The organism is Thermus sp. CCB_US3_UF1 (assembly GCF_000236585.1).
In the GTDB taxonomy this organism is placed as follows: domain Bacteria; phylum Deinococcota; class Deinococci; order Deinococcales; family Thermaceae; genus Thermus.
This window is the reverse complement of the sequence record NC_017278.1, coordinates 90,682-102,467: the sequence shown is the minus strand read 5'-3', so window position 1 is coordinate 102,467 and position 11,786 is coordinate 90,682. Positions and strand designations below refer to the sequence as shown.

The 11,786-nt window shown below is 66.8% G+C and carries 13 protein-coding genes; 8 read left to right on the top strand and 5 right to left on the bottom strand.

Features of this window, described 5'->3' with window-relative positions:
* Positions 1 to 94: 94 nt before the first annotated feature.
* Positions 95 to 1,078, top strand: coding sequence for a TAXI family TRAP transporter solute-binding subunit (locus tag TCCBUS3UF1_RS00440; RefSeq protein WP_014514510.1), 984 nt, complete (start codon positions 95 to 97; stop codon positions 1,076 to 1,078).
* Here the strand turns inward: TCCBUS3UF1_RS00440 and TCCBUS3UF1_RS00435 are convergent.
* The 5 genes from TCCBUS3UF1_RS00435 to TCCBUS3UF1_RS00415 are packed head-to-tail and all read right to left on the bottom strand — an operon-like array spanning position 1,075 to position 4,629.
* Entirely contained in the window at positions 1,075 to 1,722 is a 648-nt protein-coding gene (locus tag TCCBUS3UF1_RS00435; protein ID WP_014514509.1) for a histidine phosphatase family protein, read from the bottom strand. The two genes, TCCBUS3UF1_RS00440 and TCCBUS3UF1_RS00435, sit on opposite strands and share 4 nt — an antisense overlap.
* Positions 1,719 to 2,069, bottom strand: coding sequence for a DUF6285 domain-containing protein (locus TCCBUS3UF1_RS00430; RefSeq protein ID WP_014514508.1), 351 nt, complete (start codon positions 2,067 to 2,069; stop codon positions 1,719 to 1,721). Before TCCBUS3UF1_RS00430 ends, TCCBUS3UF1_RS00435 begins: the two co-directional genes overlap by 4 nt.
* A complete protein-coding gene (locus TCCBUS3UF1_RS00425; RefSeq protein ID WP_014514507.1) occupies positions 2,062 to 3,042 on the bottom strand; it encodes a phosphotransferase family protein in 981 nt (326 codons plus the stop codon). Before TCCBUS3UF1_RS00425 ends, TCCBUS3UF1_RS00430 begins: the two co-directional genes overlap by 8 nt.
* Positions 3,039 to 4,199, bottom strand: coding sequence for an acyl-CoA dehydrogenase family protein (locus TCCBUS3UF1_RS00420; protein ID WP_041433607.1), 1,161 nt, complete (start codon positions 4,197 to 4,199; stop codon positions 3,039 to 3,041). The genes TCCBUS3UF1_RS00425 and TCCBUS3UF1_RS00420 overlap by 4 nt, the downstream gene beginning before the upstream one ends.
* On the bottom strand, positions 4,090 to 4,629 hold the full coding sequence (locus TCCBUS3UF1_RS00415) for a MerR family transcriptional regulator (RefSeq protein ID WP_014514505.1): 540 nt from the start codon (positions 4,627 to 4,629) through the stop codon (positions 4,090 to 4,092). The genes TCCBUS3UF1_RS00420 and TCCBUS3UF1_RS00415 overlap by 110 nt, the downstream gene beginning before the upstream one ends.
* A 102-nt stretch (positions 4,630 to 4,731) precedes the next feature.
* Here TCCBUS3UF1_RS00415 and TCCBUS3UF1_RS00410 point away from each other — a divergent pair, with 102 nt between their 5' ends.
* The 7 genes from TCCBUS3UF1_RS00410 (at position 4,732) to TCCBUS3UF1_RS11920 (ending at position 11,173) form a co-directional block, all read left to right on the top strand.
* Positions 4,732 to 6,024 carry a phenylacetate--CoA ligase family protein gene (locus TCCBUS3UF1_RS00410; protein WP_014514504.1) on the top strand — a complete coding sequence of 431 codons (1,293 nt, stop codon included), beginning with the start codon at positions 4,732 to 4,734 and terminating at the stop codon, positions 6,022 to 6,024.
* Positions 6,011 to 6,742, top strand: a complete 732-nt coding sequence (locus TCCBUS3UF1_RS00405) for an SDR family NAD(P)-dependent oxidoreductase (protein WP_041433606.1) — start codon at positions 6,011 to 6,013, stop codon at positions 6,740 to 6,742. The genes TCCBUS3UF1_RS00410 and TCCBUS3UF1_RS00405 overlap by 14 nt, the downstream gene beginning before the upstream one ends.
* A gap of 10 nt (positions 6,743 to 6,752) precedes the next feature.
* The gene (locus TCCBUS3UF1_RS00400) at positions 6,753 to 7,949 is read left to right on the top strand and encodes an ABC transporter substrate-binding protein (RefSeq protein WP_014514502.1); all 1,197 of its coding nucleotides are present in this window, start codon (positions 6,753 to 6,755) and stop codon (positions 7,947 to 7,949) included.
* Between the two features lie 3 nt (positions 7,950 to 7,952).
* Positions 7,953 to 8,834, top strand: a complete 882-nt coding sequence (locus TCCBUS3UF1_RS00395; RefSeq protein ID WP_014514501.1) for a branched-chain amino acid ABC transporter permease — start codon at positions 7,953 to 7,955, stop codon at positions 8,832 to 8,834.
* Positions 8,831 to 9,763: a branched-chain amino acid ABC transporter permease gene (locus tag TCCBUS3UF1_RS00390; protein WP_014514500.1), complete on the top strand. Its 933-nt coding sequence runs from the start codon at positions 8,831 to 8,833 to the stop codon at positions 9,761 to 9,763. Before TCCBUS3UF1_RS00395 ends, TCCBUS3UF1_RS00390 begins: the two co-directional genes overlap by 4 nt.
* Positions 9,764 to 9,845: 82 nt before the next feature.
* Positions 9,846 to 10,490, top strand: a complete 645-nt coding sequence (locus TCCBUS3UF1_RS11925; protein ID WP_231291398.1) for an ABC transporter ATP-binding protein — start codon at positions 9,846 to 9,848, stop codon at positions 10,488 to 10,490.
* Positions 10,487 to 11,173: an ABC transporter ATP-binding protein gene (locus TCCBUS3UF1_RS11920; RefSeq protein ID WP_014514498.1), complete on the top strand. Its 687-nt coding sequence runs from the start codon at positions 10,487 to 10,489 to the stop codon at positions 11,171 to 11,173. Before TCCBUS3UF1_RS11925 ends, TCCBUS3UF1_RS11920 begins: the two co-directional genes overlap by 4 nt.
* Positions 11,174 to 11,786 lie beyond the last annotated feature (613 nt).

Genomic DNA, 11,786 nt, shown 5'->3' with positions numbered 1-11,786 from the left:
CCCGCTGCCGTCAACACCCGGATAGGTTTGCCGCAAGGACCCCTTGCCCGGGTCCTGGGCTTGCGGTAAGCTTGGCTCCAACCGGAGGACAAGCATGCGCCGGACGGTCTGGTTGTGGCTGTTCCTCGGCCTAGCCTTGGCCCAGAAGCCCCAGGTGCTCATCGGTACTGGAGGCGTGGGGGGCGTGTACTTCTACTACGGCACCGCCGTGGCCGAGCTCCTCAACAAGGGCGGGGCCGTACAGGCCCAGGCCATGCAGTCGGGTGGTTCCATGGAGAACCTCATGCTCCTGCGCGACCGCACCGACCCTGCCCGGGGGGTGTACTACTGTGGGACCGCCCTGCCCGACGCCGCCCTTTTGGCCTACCAGGGCGAGGAGCGCTTCCAGGGCAAGCCCGCCCCGGTGCGAATCCTCTTCACCATGTACCCCAACTATTTCCACGTGGTCACCACCGAGGACAGCGGGATCCGCGTCCTCCAGGACCTGAAGGGGAAGCGGGTTTCCACGGAGGTGGCGGGAGGGATCATCGAGTACGAGGCCCGAATCCTCATGTCGGCCGCCCTTCCGGGGTTTGACCCCCGGACCCACTTCGCCAAGTGGGAGCGGACCCGGGTAGCCGAAAGTGCCCAGATGCTGGCGGAGGGCACCCTGGACGCCTTTTTCTGGTCCGGAGGCCTCCCTACGGGGAGCATCCTGGAGCTTTCCGGGAGTCTCGCCCGTAGGGGGAAGCGCCTTTTCCTCGTTCCCCTGGTACCCCAGAGCACCGCGGTGCAGATGCTCCAGCGCCGCTTCCCCGGGGTGGTGGACACCGGGGTGGTCCCCAAGGGGGTGTACAACACCCGGTACGATACCCCTACCCTCACCTTCTGGAACGTCTTTGTGTGCCCTGCCAGCCTGCCCGAGGAGGTGGCCTACACCATGGTGAAGACCGTGTTTGAAAACCTTCCCACCCTCCACGCCGCCGTGGCCCCGGCCCGGGACACCACCCTGGAGAACGCCGTCCGCTCCCGCGGCGGCCGGATCCCCTACCACGAGGGGGCGGTGCGCTACTTCCGCGAAAGGGGGGTCTGGCGCTAGCCCCCCTCCCCCAGGTAAGCCCGCCAGAGGGCCTCCATGGTGGAGAGGCGGGTCTGGGGCAGGAGCTCGTAGGGGGTGAGGTTGTGCAGGCGCAGGAGGGGCCTGTCCCCCAGGTCCAGGACGGAAAGGCCGCAGGGGTGGACCTCGAGGGGCAAGAACCCCCGCTGGCCCGTGAGGGCATAGGAGAGGAGGGCCCGGATCACCCCGCCGTGGGCCACCAGGAGGAGGGTGTCCCAGGGCCGGGCCAAAAGCCGCCCGTAGGCGGGCAGGACCCGGTCCAGGAACTCCCCGTAGCCCTCCCCGCCCAGGAAGCGCTCGGAGAGGTCCTGGGGGTGGAAGGCCTCCCGGAAGGCCCGTTCGGGGTCGGGGAGGTCCCTGAGCCGGCCGGGGCGGATCTCCTGGAACTCGGGCCAGGCCTCCACGGGCACCTCCCGCCCCCCCAGGACGATCCGCAGGGTCTCCTCCGTGCGGGGCAGGCCGGTGTGCACCGCCAGGTCCAAGGGCACCTCCCTAAGGAGCTGGCCCACGGCCTCGGCCTGGGCCCGGCCCCTGGGGGTGAGGCCGGCCCCTTCCGGGGGTATGGGCCGCCCCCCAGGGAAGTAGTCCACCTCCCCGTGCCGCAGGAGGAGGAGCCTGCGCCTCACGGGTAGCGCTCCAGGTGCTTGGGGCTGGCGATCCGGAGCTTCCGGGCCACGTGGGCTTTCAGGAAGGAAAAGGTCCCCTCGGGGGCCTCCCCCTGCCGGATCCTTTGGGCAAGCTCCCTAAGAAGCCCTTCCCGATCCCCTTCCCGGCCCAGAAGCCGCCCCAGCTCCCCGAGGTCCTCCGCCTCCAGGGCCTTCCCCAGGGCCACCTCCCGGCGGGCGATCCCCAGGGCGTTGAGGGCCACCAGGGCCTGGAAGTGGAGCCTGGGGTCCTCGAGGGTGGGGAGAACCTCCCCCTTCAAAAACTCCGCCACCGCCTCCAGAAGCTCGTCCAGGTTGGGCCTATCCATGTTTCTCCAAAAGGTAGAGGACCTCGTACTCCATCTCCGCCGCCAGCCGGCCCAGGACGGCCAGCTCCACGCTCCTCTCCTCCCCCTTGAGGTGCCGCCGGGCCTGGTTCAGCGCCCCCAGGCCCCAGCGCACGTTGCCCAGAACCTCCCACCAGAAGAGCTCCTCCTCGGCGATCTCCCCGCCGGTGAGGGCGTTGTACCGCTCCAGGAAGGGCCCCACCTCCCCCAGGCCCCCTAGCCGCCTCTGGTCCTCCCCGAAGCGCCAGGCCCGCACCAGGGGCCAGGCCAGGTCCTCCCGGGGGTCCCCCAGGTGGGCGAACTCCCAGTCCAGGACGGCCACCAGCCCCTCCCCGTCCACCATGAGGTTGCCCACCCGGAAGTCCCCGTGGACCAGGACGGGGGGAAGGGGCCTTGGGGGGTGGTTCTGGAGCCAGCGGAGGCCCCATTCCAGGGCGGGGTGGGCCTCCCCCAGGGCGTCCAGGTCTCCGTAGAGCTCCTCCAGGATCCAGAGGTGGGCGGGCTTCCCCCCGGGGCCGGGGAGGGGGGGCAGTTCTTCTAGGGGGATCCGGTGGATACGGGCCAGCTCCTCGGCCATGGCCCTGGGGAGGGTTTCCCGCGCCCGCTGGTACTCCGGGCGGCGGACCACCCGGGTGCCGATGGACTCCCCCTCTAGCCTTTCCATGAGGAAGGCCTCGCGACCCTCGAGGTCGGGGAAGTACCAGAGGGGGCGGGCCACCTTGACCCCGTGGGCGTGGGCTAGTTCCAGGAGGCGGAACTCTGTGGCCAGGGCCAGGGTGCGCCGTTGGATCACCCCGCCCCCCGCCCGGCGGAGGAAGAGGGGATAGACCCGCCCTCCCGCGCGGTAGTCCAGGGCCCAGGCCTCCTTGGAGGCCCCGCCGGGGATCCGCCTGAGGGCCACCAGCTCCCCAGGGCCAAAGAGTTCCCGAAAGGCCGCTTCCAGGGCTTCCCTCATGGCCGCAAACCCTTGTAGAGGGCCCGCTTGCCGATGGAGGCCCGGTGGACCTCGCTAGGCCCATCGTAGATGCGGAAGGGCCGTACCTCCCGGTAGAAGATGGAGAGGGGGATGTCCTCGCTGATCCCCAGGCCCCCCGTGATCTGCACCGCCCGGTCCACGGCCCGCCCCACGGCCTCGGCCACGAAGACCTTGGCCATGGAGGCCTCGTGGCGGATCCTTTCCCCCCGGTCCAGCTTCCAGGCGGCGTGCCAGACCATGAGCCGGGCGGCGTGGAGCTCCATGTGGCTGTCGGCGATCATGAACTGCACCCCCTGGTGCTCGGCCAGCTTCTTGCCGAAGGAGTCGCGCTGTAGGGCGTAGGCCTGGGCCAGCTCCGTGGCCCTCACCCCCACCCCCAGCCAGCGCATGCAGTGGGTGAGCCGGGCCGGGTCCAGGCGGAGCTCGGCGTAGGCGAAGCCCTGGCCCACCTCCCCCAAGACGGCCTCTTCCCCCACCTCGCACCCTTCCAGGACCAGCTCCCCGTGCCCGCCGATGGACCAGTGGTCCATGGTGGGGATGGTGCGGACCAGCTTCAGCCCCGGGTTTTCCCGGTCCACCAGGAACAGGGTGGGCCCTTCCTCGGCCCGGGCCAGGACGATGAAAAAGGCCGCCCCCTCCGCCCCGGTGATGAACCACTTCCGCCCCTCGAGGACAAACCCCCTCCCCTTGCGCCGGGCGGTGGCCTTGAGGAGGCTAGGGTCGGCCCCGGCCCCCATGGGCTCGGTCATGGCGAAGGCGCTGCGGATCTCCCCCTCCAGGAGGGGGTGGAGGTAGCGCCGCTTCTGCGCTTCGCTTCCCACCTTCTCCAGAAGGTGCATGTTCCCCTCGTCGGGGGCCGAGGCGTTCAGGGCCTTGGGGCCTAGAAGGCTCCGGCCTGCCTCCTCCAGGACCACGGCCAGCTGGGTCCAGGTGAGGCCAAGCCCCCCTAGGGCCTTGGGCATGTGGGGCAGGAAGAGCCCCCGCCTTTTGGCCTCCCCCTGGAGCTCCTTGGCGATGGCCTCGAGGCTATCCAGGTTCCTGGCCGCCTCCCCCTCCCTGGGGATCACCGCCTCCTCCAGGAAGGCCCGCACCCGCTCCTTGAGCGCCTCCGTCTCCCGGTCCAGACCGAAGTCCATCCCGCACCTCCTTGGGGGCGAAGTGCTTGGTTAAGAAGCGGTGGAAGCGCCGGATCATCCGCTCCTGGCGCTCCATGCTGGAAAGCACCTCCCCCGTTTTCGCCCACATGGCCCAAAGCTCCTCCTGGGTGAGGGGGATCTCCTCCCGCCTCCAGTCTTCCCGGTAGGTGCCGTCTGGGTGGAAAATGACCTTCTTCAGGGCCATGATTTTGCGGATTTCTTCCAGGGTAAAGCCCAGCTGGTTGAGGTCCTGAATGTCCTGGATGAGGTATAGGGCAAAGCCCGTATAGAGCTTGCGTCCTCCTTGGGTGAGGGCCCCAGGTTCCAGAAGGCCCAGGTGGGCGTAGTGCTGCAGGATGCGGCGGGACACCCCGCTTTCCCGGGCTAGGTCGCTCAGGGTGTAGAGGGAGGGGATGGTGGACTGGGCCATGGGGCTACTATACCATAAAGGGGACAAGCTGTACATTTGTGTGCGCTCTTGACAGGTATAGTCCAAATGGCTATAGTAGCCTCAAAGCTTAGGGGGAAACCGATGCGGGCCTTTTGGGAACCGGAGGTGGAGACCCTGCCCCGTCCTCAGCTGGAAAGTCTTCAGTTGGAGCGCCTACGTCAGCAGGTGGAGCGGCTCTGGCGGACAAGCGCCTTTTTCCGCGAGAAGTGGGCAGGCGTGAACCTGGAGTTGCGCCACCTGGAAGACCTGAGCCGCTTGCCCCTGGTCACCAAGGCCGAACTTCGGGCGGAGCAGCAGGCCCATCCCCCCCTAGGCCGCTACACGGGGGTGGAGGCGCAAAGCTGGCGGGAATACCACCCTAGCAGCGGTACCACGGGCTTCCCCGTGGGCACGGTCTGGAGCGAGGGGGATGTGGAAAACATCACCCAGGTAACTGCCCGGGTGCTCTATGGATATGGGCTGCGCCCAGGGGATATCCTCCTGAACGGATTCAGCTACGGCCTTTGGGTGGCGGGCTTGGCCGTCCACTACGCGGCCAGGGCCATGGGCCTATTCGTTCTCCCCGTGGGTGCGGGCCAGACGGAACGCCATCTGGAACTCATGGAGCGGTTCCGGCCCCGGGCCCTCACCGCCACCCCCTCCTTCGGCCTCTACCTTGGGGAGGCCCTTCGGGCTCGAGGCTTGGAGAGCCCCTTGCGGATTGGGGCCTTTGGGGGGGAGGCGGGGACGGAGAATCCTTCCACCCGCCGCCGCCTGGAGGAAGCCCTCAGTCTCCAGGCCTATGACTTTTATGGCCTGGCGGAGATGGGCCCCACCTTTGCCGGGGAGTGTCAGGCCAAGGCCGGGCTCCACTTCGCCGAAGACCATTACCTGGTGGAGGTGGTGGACCCGGAAAGCCAAGAACCCCTCCCCGAAGGGGAGGTAGGGGTGCTGGTCCTCACCCACCTCACCCGGGAGGCTACACCCCTGGTGCGCTACTATACCGGGGATCTGGCCCGTCTTACCAAGGAACCTTGCCCCTGCGGCCGGACCCACCTCCGGGCCGTGGGGGGGATCCTGGGCCGGGTGGACGACCTGGTGGTCTACCGGGGGGCCAAGTTCTATCCCGGTCAGGTGGAGGAGGTGGTGCGCCGCTTTCCCGAGCTAGCCGGCGAGTACCGCATAGAGGTTTGGGAGGCGGGCGGTCTGGTGCAGGGGGTCACGGTGGTGGTGGAGATGGCCCACCCCGGGGTAGGGGAGGGGCTGGTGGAAGCCCTTCGGCAAAGCCTCAAGGCTGCCCTAGGGGTCACGCCGGAGGTCCGCCTCGAGGCTCCCGGCACCTTGGAACGGACGGCCTTCAAGGCCAAGCGGGTGGTGCGGCATGCCCAGGCTTGAAGGTCGGCCCGTCCTGGTGATAGGGGCTACCCGAGGCATCGGCCTGGCCGTGGCCCAAGAGCTGGCCCGCCGAGGGGCCAGGCTGGGTCTCACCGGCCGGGACCCGGAACGGGTGCGGGCCGTGGCCACGGAGCTTGGGGCTTGGGGCAAAGCGGTGGACGTGCGCCGCCGGGAGGACTTGGTGGAGGCGGTGGCGGGCTTCGCCCGGGATGTGGGGCTTTACGGCCTGGTCTACAACGCGGGTACCAGCCCGGCCTTCACCCGGGCTGAGCGCCTTTCCCTGGAGGTCTGGGATGAGGTGCTGGCGGTGAACCTTACGGGGGCCTTTGTGGCTGCCCAGGCCTTCGCCCAGCGCCTGGTGGGGGAGGGCAGCGTGGTCCTAGTGGGTTCGGTCCTGGGCTTCCGGGGCGGGGGGCGGTTGGCCGCCTATACCGCCTCCAAGGCGGGGCTTTGGGGGCTTACCCGGGCCTTGGCCCTGGACTGGGCGGAGCGGGGTATCCGGGTGAACCTGGTGGCCCCGGGCTGGACGGAAACAGAGATGACCCAGGGCCTGAGGGAACATCCCCACCTGGGTCCAGCCCTCCTGAGGGAGATCCCCTTGGGGCGCATGGCCCGGCCCGAGGAGGTGGCCAGAATGGTGGCCTTCCTGTTGGAGCCGGAAAACGCTTACCTGACGGGCGGCTTCTACGCCGTGGATGGCGGCGTGGGTGCACGGTAGGAGGTGAAGTATGAAGGCTTGGCGGTGGATCCTGGCGTTCGGCCTCCTGGCGGGCCTGGTACTGGCCCAGGGGCAACAGCCCATCAAGATCGGAGCCCTGTTTATCCTGAGCGGCAACTTTGCCGGGTACGGCAAATCGGGTTCCCAAGGGGCCCAGCTGGCCGTGGAGGAGATCAACGCCCGCGGGGGGGTACTGGGCCGACCCCTGCAGCTCCTTGTGGTGGACGACCAGGGCAACCCTGAGGTGGGGGTGCGGGAGGCCCGGCGCCTCGTTCTCCAGGAGAAGGTAGACTTCCTCTTCGGCATCGACTCCAGCTCCGTGGCCCTGGCGGTGGCCCCCCTGACCGACGAGTACAAGATCCCCTTGGTGGTGACCCACGCGGCCACCCCTACCCTCACGGAGCAGTGCCGTCCTTACGTTTTCCGCACCTCCAACAATGCCCGTATGGATGCCTGGGCCGCGGCGGCCCTGGCCGCGACCCTTCCAGTGAAGCGCTGGGCCAACATCGGCCCGGATTACGAGTTCGGGCGGGTTTCCTGGCAGGACTTCATTGCCCGCCTCAGGCAGCTCCGCCCCGACGTGGAGGTGGTGAGCGAGCAGTGGCCCCGCTTTGGCTCCACCGACTACGCCAGCTTCATCACCGCCCTGATGCGGGCCCGTCCGGAAGGGGTTTTCTCCACCCTGTGGGCGGGGGACATGGTGATCTTCGCCCGGCAGGCTAAGGCCTTCGGCTTCTTCAACCAAGTGCGGTACTTTGTGAACCCTGTGGGGGCGGCCCTTGAGGTTCTCGCCCCCCTGGGCAAGGAAACCCCGGAGGGGCTACTGGTCTCTGCCCGTTACTGGTTCCTCTACCCCAACGCGGAGCGGAACAGGGCCTTTGTGGAGGCCTACCGGAAGCGCTTTGGCGAGTACCCCAGCTACAACGCCCAAGAGGCCTACGCGGGGATGCAGATGTTGGCCCTGGCCATCCAGAAGGCCCGCTCCACCCAGGCCGAGGCCATTCGCAAGGCTTTTGAGGCCGATGGCGGTCTGGTCTACGAGGCCCCGGAGGGCAGGAAACGCATGCGTCCTGAGGATCACCAGGTTTTCGAGAGCCTGGTCTGGGGGTACACCAAGCATAGCCCCGAGTACCCCTTCGCCATCCTAGAGCGAATGCGGATTGTTCCTGCCTCCGATACCGTCTACCCCACCCAGTGCAAGCGGTAGGCCATGGACCTGAGTTTCCTCCTCCTACAGCTCCTCACAGGCCTGGCCTACGCCAGCACCCTCTTCCTCCTCTCCGTAGGGCTTTCCCTTATCTTCGGGGCCATGGGCATCGTGAACTTCGCCCATGGCTCCTTCTACATGCTGGGCGCTTACCTGCTCTTCGCCTTCACCCGGGGCCAAGCGGAGGGGTTCTGGGCTGGCCTGTTCCTGGTCTTGGCCGCGGGGCTGGTGGTGGGGGCTTTGGTGGAACGCCTCCTTATCCGCCCGATTTATCCCAGGCCCGAGGAGTACCAGATCCTCCTGACCTATGCCCTCCTCCTCATTCTGGAGGACCTGGTGCGTCTGGCCTTCGGGGCGGGTTACCGCTCGTTTCCCTTGCCCCCGCTTTTCTCCAGCCCCCTTTTCCTCCTGGGTGCCCCCTTTCCCAGCTACTACCTTTTCCTCCTGGCCTTGGCGGGGCTTTCCGCCCTTGGCCTATGGGCCTTTTTGTACCGAACACGCTTGGGAACCTGGGTGCGGGCGGCCACCCAGGACCGGGAGATGCTCGAGGCCCTGGGGGTCAATGTCCCCCTGCTCTATACGGCCATCTTCGCCCTGGGCATCGCCCTGGCTGCCCTGGGTGGGGCGGCCTTGGTGCCCCTCCAAGCGGCCACCCCGGGCATGGCCGTGGATGCTGTGATAAACGCCTTCATCGTGGTGGTCATCGGCGGCTTGGGCAGCGTCTGGGGAGCCCTGCTGGGGGCAGTTCTTATCGGTCTCCTCCAGGCCTTTGGCATCCTCCTCCTTCCCGAGATGGCCATGGTTTTCCCCTTTGCCCTGATGGCCTTGGTTCTCCTCCTTAGGCCTTGGGGCCTTCTAGGGCGTCCTCCGGCGGTGAGAACATGAGGCTGGGTCTCCTGGTCCTATGCCTCGCCCTTCTCGGTCCCTTCCTGGGGGAGTACGGGCTTAAACTCCTCAGCGAGGCCCTTATCCTGGGGCTTTACGCCATGGCCTTTAACCTGCTCTTCCACCAGGCTGGCCTCCTTTCCTTTGGCCAGGCGGCCTTTTTCGGGGTAGGGGCCTACGCCATGGCCCTTCTGATGGCCCGCTCGGGATGGTCCTTTCTCGCCACCTTACCCCTGGCCTTCCTTCTTGGAGGTGCGGCTGCTTTTCTGGTGGGCTTCCTGAGCCTCCGCCTTACCCGCATCTACTTCACCATGCTGACCCTGGCCTTTGCCCAACTTTTGTATGCGGTGGCCCACAAGTGGTACGCGTTCACGGGTGGGGATAACGGCATTACCGACCTGAGGCCGGCGGGGCCTTGGGGGGAGAGCCTGCCCTTTTACTACCTCACCCTAGGGCTCTTTGGCCTCCTGGTGGGCCTTTTGGCCTCCTTGGAGCGCTCCCCTTTCGGCTACGCCCTTCGGGCCCTCCGGGACAACCGGGCGCGGGCCGAGGCGGTGGGCTTGGACGGGTTCCGGCACCTCCTCCTGGCCTTCGCCCTTGCGGGTGCCATTTCCGGCGTGGCTGGGGCCCTCCAGGGGGCCTTGCAGCGCTCCGTTTTCCCTGACTACCTTTTCTGGACGCGCTCGGCGGAGGCCATCATCTCCACCATCCTGGGGGGAAGTGGGGTCTTCCTGGGGCCTGCGGTAGGGGCTGCGGCCTTTCTTTTTCTTCGGGTTTTGGTCCAGGCCCAGACGGAGTACTGGCCCTTCTTCTTGGGGTTGTTGCTCCTCCTGATGGTCCTCTTTTTCCCCCGGGGCCTTGCAGGGGTCTGGGCCAGGCTTGGGAGGGGGATTTCCCTGGGGGTGGAGCGTGGGGCTCCTCGAGGTTGAGGGAGTGTATAAATCCTTTGGAGGTTTTCTTGCCCTGGCTTCGGTTTCCCTCTCGGTGGCGGAGGGTACCTTTCATGCCCTGGTGGGGCCCAACGGGGCAGGGAAGACCACCCTCTTCAACGTGATCACGGGGCGCATCCGGCCGGATGCGGGCCGCGTCCGGTTCCGGGGAGAGGAGATCACCGGTTGGCCCACCTCTAGGGTGGCCCGGAAGGGGATCGCCATCTCCTTCCAAAGGGCCCAGCCCTTTTCCTCGTTTACCGTTTTGGAGGCCGTGGTCTTGGCCCGTTTGGGGTACGAAGGCCGGACCTTTACCCTCCAACCCCTGAAGGCTTTTCCTGGGGCTTGGGAACAGGCTAGAGAGGCCCTGGTCAAGGTGGGCCTCGGGGGTTATGCTCATCGCCCGGTTTCAGAGCTCCCCCTCGGAGACCTGAAGCGCCTGGATGTGGCCATTGCCTTGGTGGCCCGTCCCAAGCTCCTTCTCTTGGATGAGCCCTTGGCAGGCCTTTCCCGTGCCGAGCGCAAGCAGATGGTGGAGTTCATCCGGGGCCTCCTGCGCCAAGAAGGCATTACCCTCCTCTTCACAGAGCACGATACGGAGGCGGTCTTGGCCCTGGCGGATAGGATCACCGTGCTGCATCAGGGCCAAGTCCTAGCCGAAGGCACCCCAGAGGAAATCCAGAAGGATCAGAAGGTTCGCCAAGCCTTCCTGGGAGGTGGGGCATGAGCCTCCGACTGGAGGGATTCCGGGCGGGGTACGGGGGCATACCCGTTCTACACGGTCTGGATCTGGAAGTCCGGGAAGGGGAGGTGGTGGCCCTCCTAGGGCGCAACGGGGCCGGGAAGACCACCACCCTTAAGGGCATCATGGGTTTGGTGCGAAGCCAAGGGGGTAGGGTGGTCTACCGCGACCAGGATCTGGCCCGAATGCCTCCCTTCCTTCGCGCGCAGCTTGGCCTTGGCTATGTGCCTGACGATCGGCGGATCTTCCCCGAGCTTACCGTGCGGGAGAACCTCCTTATCGCCCATCGGCCTGGCCCATGGACCTTGGACCGCGTCTACGGGCTTCTCCCCCGTCTTCAGGAGATAGAAAACCGCCGGGGAGGCCTGCTTTCGGGTGGGGAGCAACAGATGCTCACCCTCGCCCGTACCCTGATGACCAACCCCCGTTTCCTGCTCTTGGATGAGCCCACTGAGGGCCTGGCCCCCCTGATCGTAGAAGAAATTGCCCGGCTGCTCTTGGAGCTGAAACGGGAAGGGATGCCTATCCTCCTAGCCGAGCAGAACCTACGCTTCACGGGCAGGGTGGCCGATCGGGCTTATGTTCTGGAGACGGGAGAGATCCGGCTTTCGGGCCCCATGGGCGAGCTGATGCACCGGGAGGAGGTGGCAGCCCTGCTTTCCTTGTAAGGGCCGGGCCTGGGGTGCAGGTGAAACCCCTAGTCCGCACCCTTTCAGCCCAGGCCAGCTCTAAGGGACCAGAGCACCCTCGCCTTAAGGGCAGGCGGCCAGCTCCTCCCCTCTGAGCATGCCTCACCCCTAGGGACCAGGCGGAGGGCGAAGGGACACGGAGCCTCTTTGGAGCCGCGGGCGCTCTGGAATGAGAACCCTTCCCTACCCGGGACAGGGTGGATGGGCACCCCCTTTGGCAGGGTTGCCCATGGCGGAGCGGAAGAGGCCGGGCGATGGGGGCACAGGACATTACCCTCACCTCTACGGATGGCCTGGGCCAGCAGGCTGTGGGTTGGGGGTGAGGAATACGAGGGGGCTTGAGCCGGTGAGGGAAAACCCCTAGCCCACCTGCTCATTTCCTCAGCAAGCCCCATGCGAAGGAGAACGCCTTTGCCCCGGCTCCATCCCTTGGGTGCTGGGGGCGTTCCGTCCGCAGGGACTAAGGCTGGCCTCGCTCTTCCAGCCAGCGGCTCAGTTCCATTCCTCCCCAGACCACAAGGGCATAGCCAAGAGTAACGGAGATGACCCAAAGCCATTTTTTCCAGTAGTCCAAGCCCCGAACAAACTCTGG